The 17785-nt window shown below is 71.5% G+C and carries 18 protein-coding genes; 9 read left to right on the top strand and 9 right to left on the bottom strand.

Annotation, left to right across the window (positions count from 1 at the left end; translation table 11 throughout):
- The first annotated feature begins 42 nt into the window (after positions 1-42).
- Complete coding sequence (locus ACN261_RS21235; protein ID WP_421481408.1) at positions 43-480, top strand: hypothetical protein; 438 nt, start codon at positions 43-45, stop codon at positions 478-480.
- Between the two features lie 72 nt (positions 481-552).
- Complete coding sequence (locus ACN261_RS21240; RefSeq protein ID WP_421481409.1) at positions 553-1251, top strand: alpha/beta fold hydrolase; 699 nt, start codon at positions 553-555, stop codon at positions 1249-1251.
- Between the two features lie 49 nt (positions 1252-1300).
- Here ACN261_RS21240 and ACN261_RS21245 read toward each other — a convergent pair whose 3' ends face one another.
- A complete protein-coding gene (locus ACN261_RS21245) occupies positions 1301-1858 on the bottom strand; it encodes a dihydrofolate reductase family protein (protein ID WP_421481410.1) in 558 nt (185 codons plus the stop codon).
- A 405-nt stretch (positions 1859-2263) separates the two neighbouring features.
- On the opposite strand from ACN261_RS21245, the gene ACN261_RS21250 reads away from it, so the two are divergent.
- Both ACN261_RS21250 and ACN261_RS21255 read left to right on the top strand, forming a co-directional pair.
- On the top strand, positions 2264-3187 hold the full coding sequence (locus ACN261_RS21250; RefSeq protein WP_425851750.1) for an AEC family transporter: 924 nt from the start codon (positions 2264-2266) through the stop codon (positions 3185-3187).
- A 220-nt stretch (positions 3188-3407) separates the two neighbouring features.
- Entirely contained in the window at positions 3408-3662 is a 255-nt protein-coding gene (locus ACN261_RS21255) for a hypothetical protein (RefSeq protein WP_421481412.1), read from the top strand.
- 376 nt (positions 3663-4038) lie between these two features.
- On the opposite strand, the gene ACN261_RS21260 is transcribed toward ACN261_RS21255, so the two are convergent.
- On the bottom strand, positions 4039-4887 hold the full coding sequence (locus ACN261_RS21260; RefSeq protein ID WP_425851752.1) for a helix-turn-helix transcriptional regulator: 849 nt from the start codon (positions 4885-4887) through the stop codon (positions 4039-4041).
- A 145-nt stretch (positions 4888-5032) separates the two neighbouring features.
- On the opposite strand from ACN261_RS21260, the gene ACN261_RS21265 reads away from it, so the two are divergent.
- On the top strand, positions 5033-5827 hold the full coding sequence (locus tag ACN261_RS21265; protein WP_425851754.1) for an NAD(P)H-dependent oxidoreductase: 795 nt from the start codon (positions 5033-5035) through the stop codon (positions 5825-5827).
- A gap of 19 nt (positions 5828-5846) precedes the next feature.
- Here ACN261_RS21265 and ACN261_RS21270 read toward each other — a convergent pair whose 3' ends face one another.
- Complete coding sequence (locus ACN261_RS21270; RefSeq protein ID WP_425851755.1) at positions 5847-6752, bottom strand: virginiamycin B lyase family protein; 906 nt, start codon at positions 6750-6752, stop codon at positions 5847-5849.
- A complete protein-coding gene (locus ACN261_RS21275) occupies positions 6749-7114 on the bottom strand; it encodes a hypothetical protein (RefSeq protein ID WP_425851757.1) in 366 nt (121 codons plus the stop codon). Before ACN261_RS21275 ends, ACN261_RS21270 begins: the two co-directional genes overlap by 4 nt.
- A gap of 99 nt (positions 7115-7213) precedes the next feature.
- Here ACN261_RS21275 and ACN261_RS21280 point away from each other — a divergent pair, with 99 nt between their 5' ends.
- Positions 7214-7864 (top strand): TetR/AcrR family transcriptional regulator, encoded by a 651-nt coding sequence (locus tag ACN261_RS21280; RefSeq protein WP_425851759.1) that lies wholly within the window; start codon positions 7214-7216, stop codon positions 7862-7864.
- Between the two features lie 32 nt (positions 7865-7896).
- Here ACN261_RS21280 and ACN261_RS21285 read toward each other — a convergent pair whose 3' ends face one another.
- The 4 genes from ACN261_RS21285 to ACN261_RS21300 form a co-directional block, all read right to left on the bottom strand.
- Positions 7897-8424, bottom strand: a complete 528-nt coding sequence (locus ACN261_RS21285) for a DUF6244 family protein (RefSeq protein WP_425851761.1) — start codon at positions 8422-8424, stop codon at positions 7897-7899.
- A 162-nt stretch (positions 8425-8586) separates the two neighbouring features.
- Positions 8587-9477, bottom strand: coding sequence for an NmrA/HSCARG family protein (locus tag ACN261_RS21290; RefSeq protein ID WP_425851762.1), 891 nt, complete (start codon positions 9475-9477; stop codon positions 8587-8589).
- A gap of 83 nt (positions 9478-9560) precedes the next feature.
- Positions 9561-9995, bottom strand: a complete 435-nt coding sequence (locus ACN261_RS21295; protein ID WP_421481420.1) for a MarR family winged helix-turn-helix transcriptional regulator — start codon at positions 9993-9995, stop codon at positions 9561-9563.
- A 64-nt stretch (positions 9996-10059) separates the two neighbouring features.
- Entirely contained in the window at positions 10060-10890 is an 831-nt protein-coding gene (locus ACN261_RS21300; RefSeq protein ID WP_425851765.1) for an SDR family NAD(P)-dependent oxidoreductase, read from the bottom strand.
- A 119-nt stretch (positions 10891-11009) separates the two neighbouring features.
- Between ACN261_RS21300 and ACN261_RS21305 the strand changes: the two genes are divergently transcribed.
- Entirely contained in the window at positions 11010-11630 is a 621-nt protein-coding gene (locus ACN261_RS21305) for a TetR/AcrR family transcriptional regulator (RefSeq protein WP_425851767.1), read from the top strand.
- 435 nt (positions 11631-12065) lie between these two features.
- On the opposite strand, the gene ACN261_RS21310 is transcribed toward ACN261_RS21305, so the two are convergent.
- Positions 12066-13568, bottom strand: coding sequence for a hypothetical protein (locus ACN261_RS21310; RefSeq protein ID WP_425851769.1), 1503 nt, complete (start codon positions 13566-13568; stop codon positions 12066-12068).
- A gap of 1021 nt (positions 13569-14589) precedes the next feature.
- Between ACN261_RS21310 and ACN261_RS21315 the strand changes: the two genes are divergently transcribed.
- Both ACN261_RS21315 and ACN261_RS21320 read left to right on the top strand, forming a co-directional pair.
- A complete protein-coding gene (locus tag ACN261_RS21315; protein ID WP_425851770.1) occupies positions 14590-17457 on the top strand; it encodes a helix-turn-helix transcriptional regulator in 2868 nt (955 codons plus the stop codon).
- 81 nt (positions 17458-17538) lie between these two features.
- Positions 17539-17775 (top strand): DUF5988 family protein, encoded by a 237-nt coding sequence (locus tag ACN261_RS21320; RefSeq protein WP_421481425.1) that lies wholly within the window; start codon positions 17539-17541, stop codon positions 17773-17775.
- Positions 17776-17785: the final 10 nt, after the last annotated feature.

The following is a 17785-nucleotide window of genomic DNA, read 5'->3' on the forward strand; positions in this document are numbered from 1 at the left end:
TCCCGAACAGGCGAGGATCCTGCCGCTCGATAGCATGCGCGCATGTATGCGCTCTACGCCTGGGGAAACTTCATCAGGGAGGTCGGACTCGACCGGCGGCCGGCCTGGCTCGACCCGGCGGTGCTCCGCGGCGAACGACAGGTCGTCGACGACGGCCTGATGATCGGCGACACCGACACGCTGCTGGTCGACGGACCCGGCACCCTCTTCGCGATCGATGACGACGACAAGAACCTCGTGCCCGGCAGTGCGCTCGTCGGCCGCGACCTCAGCGGTGTGCCGTGGCGGGTCTCCCGCATCCGCGCAGCCACCGACGGCACCCGCGAGGACGCCCTGCGTATCGTCGCGGCGGCCGAGGAGGACGGCGACTACTACGAGGAAGACGAGCGGCACGAGTACAACTCGGTCCCGGTCGGCGAGATCGTCACCCTCTGGGAGGACGCTCACGGCCAGTGGACGCTGGCCCTGGTCGAGCTGTGAGAACAGGGTGACCACGGCCGGCCGGCGGCATCCCGCTGGTCGCTACGAACTCGGCTGATAGCTTCCCCGGACATGGAATCCCGGACGGTTCAGGTGGGAACCGCCACCCTGCACGTGGGAGTCACCGGTCAAGGGCCCGACGTCGTCGTCCTGAGTGGCGGCCCGGGATGCGTGCAGTACCTGGAACACGACGAACTCGCGCCACGGGGCCACCGTGCCTGGTACCCCGAGCCGCGCGGCGTCGGCCGCTCGACCGGTGGCCCGCACACCATGGAACAAGCCGTCGCCGACCTCGAAGCCATCCGGGCCGCAGTCGGTGTCGTCACCTGGATCGTCGCCGGTCACTCCTGGGGTGGCGATCTCGCGGTGCGCTACGCCGTCGACCATCCGGAGGCGGTGGCCGCGGTGGTCAGCATCGCCGGTAGGGGACCGCAACGCGACCAGACCTGGACCGAGGCGTACAAGGCCGGCAGGGCGACCCAGCCGGTGGTAGACATCGACCACGTACCCGAGGTCCACGCGGCACTCGGCGACTCGTTCACCGAATGGACCCACCGGGCCGACCTGTGGCGCGGGCTCGCCACCTGCGGCGTACCGATGCACTTCATCGCCGCCGGCGACGACATCCGCCCGTCCTGGCCCCTGGCGCAGCTCGCCGCACTCGTGCCACACGGACGGTTCTCCACCGTTGCGGACGTACCGCACGACTTCTGGTTCACCCACCCCGAGGTGTGGACCTCGACCATCACCAACGCCTGCACCGGTCCGTGATCCGCGCGCGGCGGCCGGACTCCGGGAGCTCCACGTCGGACTCCGGTGATCAGTCGGCGCGGCGGTAGTGCAGGGCCAGCGCGCCGTTGCGGAACGGCTTCGCCGAGACCAGCTCGAGTCGGCGGGTGCTGGGCAGCCCACCCTGGTGCAGGGTCGGGCCGTGACCGGCGATCCGGGGGTGCAGGAGCATCCGGTACTCGTCGATCAGGTCCAGCCGGTCCAGCTCGGTCGCGAGGTTGCCGCTGCCGAGCAGGACCCCGGCCGGGGTCGCGTCCTTGAGCTTCTGTACACCCTCGCGCAGGTCACCGGCGATGTGGTGGCTGTTGGTCCACGGGAAGTCCGTGCGCGTCGTCGACACCACGTACTTGGGCTTGGCTTCCAGCTTGGCCGCCCATTCCCGCATGGCAGGCGGTGCCTCCTGGTCGCCGCAAGCGACGGCCGGCCAGGCACTCTCCATCATCTCGTAGGTGACGCGACCCCACAGCATCGCCCCGCTCTCGTCCATGAGCCGGGTGAAGAAAGCGTGCGTGTCGTCGTCGACGATCCCCTCCTGGTGGTCGACGCAACCGTCCAGGGTGACGTTGAGGCTGAAGGTGAGCAGGCCCATGGCCGGCGAGTCTAGTACCGGTGGGGCCACGGCCCGAGCACGACATGCGGTCGACGATCAGCGCTCCTCCCCGAGCAGCACTTCGATGGTGTCCGCCAGGTCGGTCGAGTCCGACGGTGGCTCCACGTCAGTTCCCAGCCGCCGTGGTCCGTGTCGACAGTGCGCAAACCCCGCCGGTGAGGCTCGTCGAGGACCGTCGTCTTTCCCGCGCCCGACATGCCGGTCACCGGTACCCGCGCCACGTCCGTACGGTAGCGGGAGACGAGACGCAAGCCGGCCGGTGGCAGGGCCGCCGGGGTGATCGTCCCGGGGTGACGCGGATCGAGGCGATACTGATGACGGGGTACCCGGGGACGCCGGCCACCGGGCGCGGCGCCCCCTCGTCCGGCCGTCGGTGACACCCGGATGAGTCTGGTGTCGGCGTTCGTGCCGATCTGGATCCTCACCGTGGTCGGCTACGCGGCCTGTCGGTGGGGCCTGTTGGGCGAGGCCGGGGCGGCGGTACTCGGCCGGTTCGTGTTCCAGCTGGCGATGCCGGCCGCCCTGTTTCTGGCACTGTCCCGGATGCCGCTGTCCGGGTTCGCCGGCCGCCCCCTGCTCGCCTTCGCGGTCAGCACGGCTGCCGTGGTCGGGTGCGGGTGGTTCGGTGCGAGCCGGCTGTTCGGTCGCGCGCCCGGGGAACGACCCGTCTGGGGCATGGCCGCCGGGTACGTCAACTCGGCGAACCTCGGCATCCCCATCGCCACCCAGGTGCTCGGTGACGTGGCGTTCCTGGCGCAGGTGGTGCTGCTGCAGGTGCTGGTGGTGGCACCCGTGATCCTGGTCGCCCTGGACCGGCACCGCGACCCCGCCGGGCGGGTACGGATGCACCGGATCGCCTCCCTGCCGGTACGTAACCCGGTGATCCTGGCGTCCCTGCTCGGTGTCGCCTGCTCGGCTGCCGGCCTGCGGCTGCCGGCGACGGCCGACGCGACGCTCACCCTGCTGTCGGGCGCCGCAGCTCCGGCCGCTCTGGTCGCGCTCGGCGCGTCGTTACACCGCCGTACGCCGTCGCGGGACGAGCGGGCCGCGCCGGCCGAGCTGGCCGTGATCGCCGCGCTGAAGCTCGTCGGGCAGCCGGTCGTCGCGTACGTCGCGGGACTGGCCCTGCACCTGCCCGCGCCGCAGCTGCTCGCCGTGGTGGTGTGCGCGGGCCTGCCCACGGCGCAGAACACGTTCATCTTCGGCCAGGAGTACGGCGTCGGCGAGGCGGTGACCAGCCGGGCGGTGCTGCTGACCACGACCCTGTCGCTGGTCACCCTGGCAGCGGCGGCGGCCGTGCTCGGATAGGTCAACCTGCGCAGAAACCCGCAAACCGTGGTGAGTCACCCCCGACCGTGTGCCGGCGGCCGGACCTGCCGAGCATCCCCGGGCGGGCGGTCCCGCAGCCCGGTCGGGGCGCGGCTTTGCGGCGTGAATGCGTACGTCGGGGCAGTGGACCCGCCATGATGACGGTGTGAAGGCGATCTACCCTGACGATGACGGCGGTCGAGCGGCGGACCCTGCGGCCGTGCCCGGTCTGCACCCCGGAACCGAAGGTTCCGCCGACGGCACGTCCCGCACGGTCGAGGTCGACGGGGAGACCTTCGCCCTCCGCGCCAACGGGTTCGGCGGCACCGACTACACCTGGCTCAGCGGGCCGGATCCCGGCTACGGCTTCGGTGTGAGCCCGACGGCTGACCTGTCGCCCGACGAACACGTCAGGAACATCCGTGGCTTCCTGGGCATGGTCGACCCCGGCACCGGGCACGTCGCCGACGACTGACGCCCCTGTCGGGGATGCACCGCGGTCCTGGTCTTCAAGCGCAGACGACGTCGGCCGCTGGGTGCAGCGGAGAAGGCGGGGACCTTCGGCGGCGTGCGACATGCGGCAGAGCCGGATACCCGAGTGCGAGCCGGGCCGGTGGGCCGGGGGTGACCTGGCGGACGGTGCCGTGGCGTTGGGCCTGCGATTCGGGAGCGGCTGGTTGACGGTCTACACCGCGCTGGACGAGAACGGCATTCAGGAGGGCGATCCCTCCCCGCGGTACCGCCGACACCGTCTGGGCTGAGCCCGCAGTGCAACGGGTGCGACTCTGGTTGTCGAGGCTCGGGCGACATCTGCCCGACGAGCGGTCCGCGGCGGCAGAGGGGCGCGCGGTTCACGTCGGGTTGGTGACCCGCAGTCCCTTCCCCCGGGGGTCTCCGCCGTCGTTGAGTGCGGCCAGCAGGCGCAGCCCGTCCTCGGCAGGGCTTTCCGGCGGCGCCGACAGGACTATCAGTTCCGTGCCCGATCCGTCCGGCAGGGCGAAGTTCTCCTGGTGCAGCTCCAGCAGTCCGACCAGCGGGTGCCGGAAGGCCTTGCGTCCATGGCTGCGGGCGCGCACGTCCGCACGGGCCCAGAGCCGGCGGAAGCGTTCGCTGCCCATGGACAGTTCGCCGATGAGCGAGGCCAGGCGCGGATCGTCGGGGTGCTTGCCGGCGGCCAGCCGAAGGTGCCCGACCACGTCGAGGGTGCACGTCTCCCAGTCCGCGTAGAGGCCGCGCTCGGCTTCCTCGAGGAAGATGTGCCGGGCGGTGTTCAGGCCCGTCGGGGTGCGGCCGTAGAGAAGTCCGGCGAGGCGGTTACCGGCCACCACGTCCATCCGGTGATCCATGATCAGGGCCGGCGCGTCGATGATCAGGTCGAGTACCCGCAGCAGCTCCGCCCGGGGGCGACCGCCGGGTGACCTGTCGCGGCGGCGGCGTTGCCGGGCCAGCCGGTGCAGGTGGTCGCGTTCGGTCCCGTCGAGTCCGAGGACCCGGGCGAGCGCGTCGAGGACCTGTTCCGACGGTTGGGTGGCGCGGCCCTGCTCCAGGCGTACGTAGTAGTCGACGCTCACCCCGGACAGGTGGGCGACCTCTTCGCGACGCAACCCCTCGACGCGGCGTCGGCCGTCGGCCGGGATGCCGGCGACCGACGGGTCGACCCGGGAGCGCCGGGTACGCAGGAAGCCCGCGAGATCGTCCATGACCTCCAGTATCGCTGCGGCGACGGGCGTGCGGGTGGTCCTGCCAGTACCAGGAAGTCCGGTCCGACGGAACACGCGTGCCTGAACGGCGCGGGTCCGGCCGTCGAGCATGGGTGGCGACACCCGGTCGTCGAAAGGACCAGCTGTGAAGACCCTCGTCGTGTACGCCCATCCGGAGCCGCGTTCGCTGAACGGTGCGCTGAAGGATGTCGCGGTGTCCACCCTCGCGGCCGCCGGTCACGAGGTGCGGGTGAGTGACCTGTACGCGATGAACTGGAAGGCCGTCGTGGACGCGGCCGACTTCGGCGGGTACGCCACCAGCCCGCTGCGGGTGGTGCCGAGTTCGGGTGGGGCGTACGACGCCGGCGCGCTCACCCCCGACGTGCTGGCCGAGCAGGAGAAACTGCTCTGGGCCGACACGGTGATCTTCCAGTTCCCGCTGTGGTGGTACACGATGCCGGCCATCCTCAAGGGCTGGGTGGACCGGGTGTTCTCCTTCCACTTCGCCTACGGCGTGGGCGTGCACGACGAGACCCGCTACGGCGAACGTTACGGTGAGGGGACGCTGGCCGGCCGGCGGGCAATCCTCTCGGTGACCATCGGCGGCCCGGAGTCGCACTACACCGATCGCGGGATCAACGGCCCGATCGAGGACCTGTTGTTCCCGATCCACCACGGGATCCTCTACTACCCCGGCCTGGAGGTGCTGCCGCCGTTCGTGCTGTACCGCGCCGACAGGATGTCCGACGACACGTTCGCGGACGCCGCGACACGGTGGAGGGAACGACTGCTGACGCTGGAGACCACCGCACCCATCGCGTTCCGGCGGCAGAACTCCGGTGACTACGAGGTCCCGTCACTGCGGTTGAAGGAGGGCCTGGAGGCGGCTGGCCGCAGCGGTTTCAGCCTGCATGTGCGCGACCAGCCACCGGGTCGATGAGCAGTAACCGTCGATGACGTCACCCCGCGCGGGAACGACCTGCGGGGCCGATCCGGGCCAGGGTGCCGTTCTCCAGGGCCGTCCACAGGGCCCCGTCGGGCCCGAGGGCGATGCCGTGCGGTTCGGAGCGCGGGGTGGGCAGATCGTGGACTTCGATCGTCCCGCCGGTGGTGATGGAGCCGACCCGGTTGCCCGCCCACTCGGTGAACCACAGGTCGCCGCTGCCGCCGGTGGTGATGGCGTGGGGGCGGGCGGTGCGGTCCGGTAGCGGGAACTCGACGATCGTGCCGTCGGGGGTGATCCGGCCGATCTGGCCGGCAGCGATCTCGACGAACCAGACGGCTCCGTCCGGGCCGGCGGTGATCCCCACCGGGGCGGCGGCGTCGGTGGGCAGTGGATGCACGGTGACGGTGCCGGCCGTGTCGATCCGGCCGATCGCGTTCGCCCGGTTCATCGTGAACCACATGCCGCCGTCGGCGCCGGCCGTGATGGCCGACGGGTAGGCGCCGGTGACCGGGAGCGGGAACTCGCTGGCCGCGCCGTCGGTGGTGATCCGGCCGATGCGGTCGGCGTTCATCTCGGTGAACCACAGGGCACCGTCGGGCCCGGGGGCGATCCCGTACGGTCCGCCGTCACGGCTGGGCGTGGGGAACCTGGTGGTCTCGCCGTCGGTGGTGATCCGGCTGATCCGGTGGGCCCGCGACTCGGTGAACCACAGCGCGCCGTCGGGCCCGGTGACGATGATCGTGGGCTGCCCGGCGGGATCGACGAGGTAGGTGGTTGCCGGCTCGCCCGGGACCATCCGTCCGATCCGGCCGCTGTGGGCGAGGGTGAACCACAGGGCGCCGTCGGGTCCGGTGGTGACGCCGTACAGGCCGCTGCCGGCGTCGGTCACGGGATGTTCCTCGATGACGACGGAGGTCACGGGGTCCGCTCCAGTCCGTACCCGATGGCGGTGCGTTCGATCTCGGCGGGCGTGCCGGTCATCAGGGTGCGGCAGTGCCGGGTGATCAGGTCGGCGGGCCGCAGCCGGTGGACGTCGTCGTCGCTGAAGCGTCGCCGGATCGGTCGTGCCGGATTCCCGCCGACGACCGGGTGGTCGCCGCCGGCCATCAGGAACCGGGTCCCCGCCGCGATCGCGCAGAACCTGCCGATGACCAGCTGTTCCGGCCCGTGGTGGTAGAGCACGTTGCGCTGCTCGAAGCCGGTCGGATCGTCGGGATCGTCGTAGTGGGTGTAGTCCCCGACGGCGATCCCGGGGGAGGTGACCAGCGGCTTGGGGAACACCACACGGGGATGTGCCGCCACGGGGTGCAGGGCCGTCGGGTCAGGCGTCACGGGGAACCTCGCTCGTTAAGGCTACGGACGTAGCGATAGCATCGTGGCATGGCGTCGCCCCCACCGACAAGCGATCATCCCGACGAGACGGTGACCGCCCCCACGCGTCGACCCGGCGGGCGCAGCGCGGCGGTCCGTCGCCGCGTCCTCGACGCCGCGCTCGCCCAGTTGGTGCAGCACGGCTACGACTCCCTGAGCATCGAGGTGGTCGCCGAACGCTCCGGTGTCCACCGCACGACGGTCTACCGGCGCTGGCGGGACGTCGGTGGCCTGCTGGCCGACGTCCTGGACGAGGCGGGTGCCGACGCCTGGCGTCCGCCCGACACGGGATCACTCGACGGTGACCTGGTCGCGGTCAACCACGAGGTCCACACCGCACTGACCACCGACCCGGTGACCGTCGCGTTGATCGCCGCGTCGTTCCGGTCCGAGCGGGCCGCCCGGGCCCTGAGCGCCTTCTGGGCCGGCCGGTACGACCGCTGCGCCGACATCACCCGCCGCGCCGTCGAACGGGGTGAGATTCCGCCGGACACCGATGCACGCCAGCTGCTCATCGCCACCACCGCCCCGCTGTACCACGAGCTTCTGCTCCTGCGGGCGACGACGGACGCGGACCTTCCCGACCGCGTCGCCCGCAGCGCGGCCACCGCCGCCCGCGCGGGTGCCTTCAGCAGCCCGAAGAGGTCGACCACGCCGTAGTGGTTCGACCATGCCGGCCGGTGCCGGGGCGATCAGTTACCCGCTGATCCCACCCGTTGCGCCTCGGCGATCGCCTCCTCGACGGCCTGCCGTGCGCCGCTGGTGCGGGCGACGACCTGCATCAGGACCTGCCTGATGCCGTCCAGGGCCTGCAGCAGCGGTCCGGGTTGGCCGCCCTGCAGGACTATGGTGACGAGCTGCTGGGTCTCACCGGTCCGGGTGAGGGCACCGCCGGCTGCGTCGCGGGCGGTGCCGACGGCGCTCTGCACGGGCGTCAGCGCGGCGATCGTCTCCTGCGGGGTGGCCTGCTCGGGTACGGCGGCGACGGCCTTCGTCGCCTCACCGATCGAATCCCCGATCCTCCCCAGACCGCCCTGGACATCGGTGAGGGCGCTTCGTACCCGGGCCACTCCTGCGGCGACGGCGAGGAAGCCGGCACCTGCGGCACGCAGCGCCACCTCCTGCGCCTGCCGGTCGGCGGCGGCGGTCAGTCCCTGAGCCCGCTCGACGCCGGCCATCAGGGCCCGCAGCTCACCAGTGATCTTCTCAACGGCTGACATCGAAGCGGCATCCCCAATCGAGAACGGCGAACGGGTGCACCCGACGCTACCGAAGGCACTGCGCGGCCACCAGAGACGGCAGCAGGAGCCCGACCCGTGCTGCCGTGCCCCCAGCGCCGGGACCGTGGGCGCGATCGCGGGACGCTCGTCGCGGCCGGAGACTCAGGAACCCGCCACGTTCGTGGGTACGGTCCAGCCGGTGGCCCGGATCCACCCGACCAGGTCCAGGGTGGCCGGCTCGATCGCGCGCACCACCGCGAGATCCGAGGGGTGTTCCGCCGCCTCCGCGAACTGGCGGAACATCGCCCGGTCGAGTTCGTTGGGGAGCACCCTCAACGGGAGGGCCTCGTACCGTGCCGGGAGCCCGGCAGACGCGCCGAACGCCGCGGCGATCTGGGGGCCCGTCAGCTCGTCGCCGACGAGCTCGACGGTGCCGCCGGACGCCTGCGCCCTGTCGAGCAGGAGCGCGGCGGCGACCCGGCCGATGTCCCTGATAGCGATCATCTTCAGGGCGACGTCCGCCGGCAGTGGCAGTCTCAGCACGATCTCCCCATGTTCCAGGGTCGGTGCCATCACGCTCGCGAAGTTCTCCATGAAGGCCGTCGGGCGAACCATCGAGGCCCGCAGTCCGGACGTCCTCAGGTGCTCCTCGATCCGGTGCTTCGAGTCGTGGTGCGGCACGCCCGACTCCCGGTCCGCTCCGAAGACCGAGTTGAACACGACGTGCGGGACGCCCGCCTCGACCGCCGCGTCAACGAGCACCTCACCGATGCGGACCTCCGCCTCGACCTCTTCGAGGCTGTTCGACTCCGGGGTCATGAAGGAGAACCCCTCGACCCTCGCCAGCGCGGCGACCAGCGACGCCGGGTCGTCGGCCCGGACGGCCGCCAGTTCGACACCGCGGGCGGCCAGCGCCCGGGCCCGGTCGGACTCCGGGTTGCGGACCAGCGCCCGCACCCGCGCCCGGTGGTCCAGCAGCGCGTCGACCACCGCCCCGCCCTGTTGTCCCGTCGCGCCGAAAATGGCGATGGTGCCGGTCGTCGGTGTGCTCATCGCTGCCGCCCCTCACTAGTTCATGTCGTGAACGAAACTAGTTCACGGCATGAACGTCGTCAAGGGGTGGGTGTGGCGGGACCTCACGGTGTGGCGGGCGGGGTGGGCGACGAGAGGTCCGAGGTGTCCACGATGGCGGTGGCCACCCGCTCGAAGTCGTGCTGGTCGGCGGCGTCGAGGTTCTTCGCGATCTCGGGCAGGCGCTTGGTGACCTCGGCGTAGAAGGCCTCGGCGAGCACCTTCCCCGTGGGCGTCGCACTGAGCATGACGACCCGTCGGTCCTGCGCCGAGCCTGCCCGGCCGACCAGCTCGCGCCGCGCGGTGCGATCGACCAGCTGACTCAACGCGTTCTTGGTCATCCCCAACGACGCGGCGAGGTCGGCCATCTGGCGCGGCTCGTTCCTGACTGCGCAGAGCAGCGTGGCCTGCGAGGGGGTCAGGTCGAACTCGGCGCAGATCTGCGCGTACTTGCGTTGAATCACCACCGAGAGCCAGAAGAGCTTGTCGCCGTAGCCCATGCCGGCCTCCCCGTCCGATGACGAACGATCAGCGTACCTGTCGCGGGCCGGCAGGCCACGCCGCTCACCAGGAGATGAACCAGGCGCTCCGCGGCCACTGGGTGATGTTCGTGGTCAGGCCACGTCGATCGGGAGGGCGGGACCCAGCAGCAGGCCGCCGTCGAGTACCAGTTCGGTCCCGGTCGCGAACGACGCGTCCGGTGAGGTAGAGCAGCGCTGCGCTGACGTCGGCGGGGTCGCCGAGGCGGGGGATCGCGAAGGGCCCCGGGTCGTAGAAGTCGGAGATCGGCCGTTCGCCGGGCGCGGCTGGTTCGTGGATGAGGTTGGTCGAGACGACTCCGGGGTGGATGACGTTCACCCGGATGTTGTCCCGACCCAGTTCGAGTGCGGCGCTCATGGTCAGGCCCCGGACCGCCCACTTGCTCGCGACGTAGGAGGCGTAGCGGGCGGTGCCGCCGTACGCCATCGTCGAGCCGATGTTCACGATCACGCCGCCGCCGGCTCGTCGCATCGCCGGGGTGACGGCCTTGATGCCGAGGTACTGCCCGGTCACGTTGATCGCGAAGGTGCGGTCCCAGCGGGCGCGGTCGGTGGACTCGATCGTGGTGGCGGCGTTCTGGATGCCCGCGTTGTTCACCAGGATCGTCAGCGTGCCGAAGGTGTGCTCGGCTGCGGCGACGGCGGTTGTCCAGTCGTCTTCACGGGCGACGTCCAGGTGGACCGCGAGGGCCCGTTCGCCCAGTTCCGCAGCGAGTCTCGTGGCCCTGCCCAGGCTTTCCGCCGTGCTGCCGATGACGACGTTCGCGCCCTCGGCGTGGTAGGTCCGGACGTGGCTCTCGCCGAGCCCTCCGGTGCCGCCGGTGATCAGTGCGGTCTGGTTGGTGAAACGTGACATGGCGTGTCCTTCGAGGGGTGATGTTGGTGAGCTGACCGGCTCACCTCGCCACCCGACACTACGGCCCGCCGAACAGGTGAGTCAAGTGACTCACCTCGCCGTCGGGCATAATGGGCTCCATGAGCACCGAGCCGTCGGCGTACCACAGGCGCGTCGCCGAGGAGAAGCGTGCGGCCATCCTCACGGCCGCCACCTGCCTGTTTCTGGCCTCCGGCTATGACGGAACCTCCCTCGCCAAGATCGCGGAGGTGGCCGGGGTCTCCAAGGCCACGCTCTTCAAGCAGTTCCCCACGAAAGCGACGCTTTTCGATGCGATCGTGGCCGAGTCCTGGCAGGTCGAGGACGCCGACGCACCGGAGCCGTCGGCCGAGGACCTGACGGTCGGCCTGACCACGATCGGTCGCCGGTACGTCGAACTGCTCACCCGCCCGGGGATGACCGCGCTGTTCCGCATCGTCATCGCGGAGCTGCCGCGCTTCCCCGAACTCGGCGAGGCGCAGTTCAGTCGCGGAAAGATGCCCTACTTCGAGTCGGTCAGCCGCTACCTCGCCGCCGCCGACAGCGCCGGCTCCGCGAAGGTCGACGACCCTGATCTCGCCGCGACCCAGTTCCTGGGGATGATCTCCAACTTCGTCTTCTGGCCCACGCTCCTGCTCACCGACTGGGCGCCGCAGCGGACCGCGATCGAGCATGCGGTGCGGGAAGCGGTCAACACCATGTGCGCCCGGTATCGGACCTGACCGGGCCGGCCCTCACCCCACCTGGTCATCCACGACGCAACTCCTCGCCCCGCGACGGCCGCACCGAGAGCACCCCGCTGCCGTCATCGCCCAGCGGTCACCGCTCGCATGCAGCCCACCGGTAGGGGCGGAACCCTCAACCCGGCCGAGGTCGGAAGCGCTGCCGTAACGCAATATCCTAGGATGCTTTAGGGGGAGTGGCGCAGCGGCGCCGACGCCGCAGGTGCTCGCCCGCCAGTGACGGAACAGGGCCGGGCTGCGCCTCGGCCGCGCAGGTCGCTCGCAACGACCCGTTCGGCCCGGGTCGACTCCGGGTGCGGCGCCCGGGCCACGGCGGTGTCGGTGTCCTCCGCTGCAAGATCGATTCCCGCCGTCAGCATCCGCCCAACCTGGTGGGCGCGGTGGATTCCCGATCGTTCGTCACGTCGCTCCGCTTCAGGACAGCGCGGCGTGGGCCTCGGTGAGGAAGCGGTCGAGGTCGCCGCCGTGGGCGAGCGCCGCGTCGCGGACGGCGTCGATCGCGGCGGCCAGCGGATCGTGCTCGGCCAACGCGACCAGGGCGGGGAATGCGACAGCCTGTTGGAGCATCCCGGTGACGCGCAGTGTGCCGTACGCCGCCGGGTTCGGCGCAAGGGGAATGACGGTACGGGGCACCTCGGGGTCCGACAACAGGCGGCGGGACGCGGCGGCACCGTGCTGCTCGGTGAAGGCGCGGGGCAGCGGACGACCGGCCTCGGCGGCAGCGAGAGCATCGGCGATCCAGCCGATCTGCTCCAGCCCGGCCACCCGCATCGCGCGGCGGGCCGCCCAGCAGGCGACCTCCCGCTGGCGATCGGCGGGCAGCGCCTCGATCCGGTCGAGCAACCGGCGGTCGATCCGGGCCAGGGACTGCGCGTGTCCGAGGAGCCTGCGGACACGATCCGACGGGGGAGTGCCTCCCCAGCGTTCGGCCTCCCGCTCGGCCCGGAGCCGCCGGAGCTTCTCGGCCTGCGCGGTCGCCTCGGCGGCCTGTCCGCGCAGGGTCTCCGTCCACGGGAGGGTCGCGGTGCCGTCGAGCAGGTGGTCCCAGATCAGGCCGAGGGCGACGGCGTGCCGCCCCCGTACCCCCTCATGGCGCAGCGTGACGCCGTCGGGCCCGGTGGTCAGCCGTACCGTGCTGGGCTCGTCGTCCGGCAGGGTGGTCAGCGGGTCGGGGAAGATCGGTGACTCGGCGGTCGCCCACGACCAGCGGAGGGTTTCCGCGTCGACCCGGTCCAGGCGCACCTCCAGGTCACCGACGGGCAGCACGCCCACCGGCAGGGTCACCGGTGCGGGCCGGTGACGGACCACCGTCACCCGGGCGAGTCCGGTGTCGTCCTCGTCCGGGTCGGGTGGACGTGGCGGCATCCCCGCCGGCCGCGTGGACGGGCGCGGCACCAGGGACAGCATCGCCCACTCGGCCGCCCTCGCCGGCTTCTGCTCCCAACGGCGTGCCGTCGGGTCGGCCAGTACCGTGCGGTACGGCGTCTGCTCGCTCACCGCCCACACGTGCAGCTCGTGTTGCTCGGGCGGGTCGTCGTCGGTGCGTACCCCCTCGTGCAGGCGGCGGCGGGCGTGCACCCGTACGCGGATCAGCCCGCGCGGCACGGCGACGTCGTCGAGGTTCTCCGCGGGACCGCTCATCAGGCCGACCACCGACAACCGGCCACTGGGACTCCAGAGGGCCGCCTCACTGATCGCGTCCCAACCCGCGTCGACCTCCGTCGGCGGGCCGGCCAGCACCCGCAGGCGTGCCTCGATCTCACCCGTGTGGATACCGCAGAAACCGGTGACGTGATTCGGCCCGCCCACGTGCAGGAGGTCGTCGCCGACGGTGTAGATGGGCATGCCGGCCCCGCCGGGCGCGGTGACCACCTCGTACTGGCAGTAGCTGACGTGCAGTCGCGCCCAGCCGGTCATGGGGTGGACCGCCGCACGGTGGGCCCAGGCGGGCTGACCGGGGGCCACTGGCCGGCAGCCCCGCCCGTCGCTGTGTCGTCCCGAACCGTCACCGTGACCATCCCGCCGTGTTCCTTGCCGTTGAGGTGAGCGGCATCATGGCATGACGGTCCGACGTAACCGCTCCCGTCAGCCGCCCGGACAGCGGTTGTCACCCCGCTGCATTCCACCCGGTGCTCCGGCGCGACGGGCGTCGTTCCCGGCATCGGCGTGAGATCGTCACCGACGCGTACGGCGAGCGGTAGGGCGGGCACGGCGATCACGACAGCCAGCACCATGGCGACCACCTGGACGGCAGTCGAGGTGAAGCGTCCGGCCACGTTCCCCGCCGCGCGGTGAGGGCGGCACATCGACCACCAGCTCCGTTACCGAAGGTACGTGATGATTCACTCAGGGCTATCGGATTCGGCGGGCGGCGTTGTAGCATCGAACTCGACCTTGGGAGATCACGTCTCTTTCGAGGTGGTGATCGGCGTGCTGACTCGGCGACCTCGCCGGACTCGATGCGAAGGCGGGCAGGAATTCGGCAATTCCCTCGCGATGACGATGTGAATTCACCCTGTCGGCCTCGCGTCCTTCGGGCGCGGTGGCGGCCTGCCCCGGCGGCGCGGCCGTGTCTGTCCGCCGTCGAGGTGCCCACCGACCAACATAAATTAACCTGACCGAAACGTATTGTGCGATCCGGTGCTCTTCCTGGTGGTGCCCCTGTGCAGTGGCCTGCGGCGAAGCCGGCGAACCTCCCTTGATTTTTCCACCATTTCCCATGAGGATGGCTCATCATACGGTTTTGCAGTCGCAATATCAGGCATTTATTTGATCTGGCGGAGGGCGGTCCAGCTCGCCTGCCGGTGCATTGTGGCGCGGTCCAGCGGCTACCACAGAGCTGATTTCCGGCCGATACGACGTGATGGGTTCGGGCTCGGCCGGGAAAAGGATGTCCGTCGCCGGAGAGACCTTCGGCGGCAATTCACCTTCGATGGGAATGCTGAGAATAGGCCCGGAGTCCGGGTCCGAGGTACGGGTCGGGCGAGAGCGTGAGCTGAGCCTCACACAGACAGCGTTGACCCGGCTGGCACGGGGGAGCGGCTCGGTGCTCCGGCTGGTCGGTGAGCCGGGCATCGGCAAGACCTCGCTGCTCACCGTCATCGCCCAGGCTGCGGCCGATCGTGGCTACCAGGTGTTCCACGCCGTCGCCGACCAACTCTCCCACCAGTCGCCACTGAGCGTCCTGCTCGCCTGTCTCGGCGTCCGCCAACGGCCGGACGATCCGTCCCGGGCGGAGATCACCCAGACCCTGCTCGGCCGGGCGCCGACCTTCCCCGTCACCGGGTCGACCCTGGCCGCCGTGGCCGACATGCTGGTCTCCCTCGTCGACGATCTGTGCGCGGCGGGCCCCACCGTCCTGATCGTCGACGACGCACACTGGATGGACGAGCCGTCGACCGTGGTCTGGCGACGCCTGGCGGCCAACGCCGAACACCTGCCCCTGCTGCTGGTCGCCGCCCACCGGCAGGACCCGTCCCGTCCGACCCACACGCCGGCCGGCGGCGGCCGGGGCCACGAACACCTGCTGAGCCTCACGCCGCTGGACGACACGGAGGTCTCCCAGCTCCTGACCGGGCTGCTCGGAGCGCCACCCGGCCCGACCCTCAGCCGGTGGTCGGGCGCGGCGGTCGGCAACCCGCGCTATCTGCACGAGCTGGCCGCCGCCCTGGCCCGGGAGGACCTGGTGCAGGTCGTGGCGGGGCACGCGGACCTGCGTGACGACGACGACCGGATACCCCCGGCCCTCACCGCCGCTTTGACCAGCCGACTCGGTCTGGTGCCGGACGCGGGGGACGTGTTGCGGACCGCCGCGCTGCTCGGCACCGAGTTCACCGTCACCGATCTCAGCGTCGTGCTGGGCCGCCCGGTGCGGGCCCTCGCCGACGTGGTGCAGAGAGCCGTCGCCGCCCGCATCCTCGCCGGCTCCGGACAGCGAATGACGTTCTGCCACCCGTTGATCCGCCAAGCCCTGCACGACGCCGTCGCGCTGCCGCTACGCCGGGCGCTGCACCTCGACCTGGCCCGGGAGTTGGCCGCCGCAGCCGCCGAACCGCTCACCGTGGCGCGCCAACTGGAAGCGGCGGGCGGCGTCGAGAACCGGTGGGTGCCCGACTGGCTCCAGAGCTCCGCTCCCGCTTTGGCGGACGCCGACCCGGCACTCACGGTCCGGCTGCTGCGCACCCAGCTCGGACAACTCCCCGCAGACGACCCGCACCGGGCCGCGCTGAGCGTCGCACTGGCCCGAGCGCTGCAGCTGCTCGGCCGGTGGGAGGAGGCCGCCGACCGGGCCCGCGAGGCCCTCGCGTCGTCCACCGGACTGGACGCGCACGGCGAGCTGCACTGGCTGCTGATCCGCGCGCTCAACAACAGCGGGAAGACCGACGAGGCCGAACTGATCCTGCGACAGGCGCTCACCCGACGGACGGCGATACCCGAACCGTGGCGCGGACGCCTCCTGGGCACCCTGGCCCTGATCAGCCGGGCCGGCACCGGCGGGCCGGGGGAAGCCGAGACCCTCGCCGGCGAGGCCCTCGACGCCGGCCGCCGCTGCGGCGACGACTGCGCGATCGCCGGCGCCAGCGTCGTGCTCTCCCTCACCCGTTCCGACCGGCGTGACCACCCGGCGGCACTCCGGTACGCCGAACAGGCGCTCACCGCCCTCGTCGGTCACCCCGGCCACCCGGAACTGGAGATGTTCGCCCTGCACTGCCGCGTCGTGAGCCTGCAGAACATGGCCCGGTGGCGCGAAGCCGACAGGGTGCTGCGACTGTCCCGGGAAATCCGCCGCCGGGCCCACGACGTCGCGGCCGGGTCCATCGGCGTCACCGAGGCGATGCTGCACTACTGGGTCGGCCGCTGGGACGAGGCACTGACGGCGCTGACCCCGGTCGCGGACGACCCCTGCGGCCCGTTCTATCCGGGCCTGCACCGGGGCGGACCCGCACTGCTACGGCGGGGCGTCACCGCGTTGATCGCCGTCCGGCGCGACGACCGCGCGCTCGCCGAAACCCACCTGCACTCCCACCCGGACGTGCCCGCCGACCGCAGCACCGACGAGGACAGCGAGGGGTTCCTCCTCGCCGCCCGGGCCGTACACGCCGAACAGCAGGGCGAACCGGAACGGGGTGCCGCGCTGCTCGCCACCATGCTGCAGCACCGCCCCGACACCGGAACGGGCCCCCACCATCCGTGGTTCGCGGACCTCATCCGGATGGCGTCGGCCTGCACGGACACCTCGACCGTGACGGCCACCCTCGACCTGACGCGCCTGTGGACCGAGGCCGAGAAGACACCGGGGCGGGCCGCGACCATGCGGCAACGCTGCATGGGCCTGGCCACCGAGGACCCCGGGCCGCTGCGCACAGCCGTGCAGCACTACCGGTCGGCCGGCCCCAGGACCGAGTTGGCGGCGACCCTCGAGGACCTCGCGGTGGTGCTGGCCGGCCACGGCGCGACCGACGAGTGCCGGGCGGCCGCCACCGAGGCGATCGGCCTGTACAGCCGCATGGGCGCGACCTGGGACGTCCGTCGCACCGAGGCGCGGCTACGGGGCAGGGGAGTACGTCGAGGAGTCAGCGGCCCCCGCGCGTCCCGGCCGGTGTCGGGCTGGGCGGCACTCACCGCCACCGAACGGCGCGTCGCCGTGCTCGTCGCCGAGGGCCGCTCCACGCCGGAGATCGCCGCCACGATGCTCCTGACCCGCCGCACGGTCCAGACGCACATCTCCCGCGCCCTGCACAAGCTCGGGCTGCAGAGCCGCAACCAGATCGCCCGGGAGGTGCTGCGCAACGCCGGCGCCCGATGACGGATGACTCGCCGACCGTGCGGCGGTTTTCTGCGTCAGCTGACGCATGTCTCATTCGTCCGGCCCGGGGAAGCTATCCGCATGACCGTCCCCGCCCAGCCGGACGACACCACAGCCCCCCACGCCACCATCCAGATCGCACTCGAAGGCGGTCCGGCGAGCCTGCCGCCCGAGCTGCGCAGCCAGTGGGTCCCACCGGACGCGCCGAAGGTGAAGATCCCGCACAACGGTGGCTACGAGCACTTCGAACGCCCCGACGACAGCGACACCGAGCCGCTCGTCTTCCGCTGGGCGTACCGGTCCCGCATCGCCGAGTAGCCGGCGGGGA

Source organism: Micromonospora sp. WMMD723 (genome assembly GCF_049863385.1).
Lineage (GTDB): Bacteria > Actinomycetota > Actinomycetes > Mycobacteriales > Micromonosporaceae > Micromonospora > Micromonospora wenchangensis.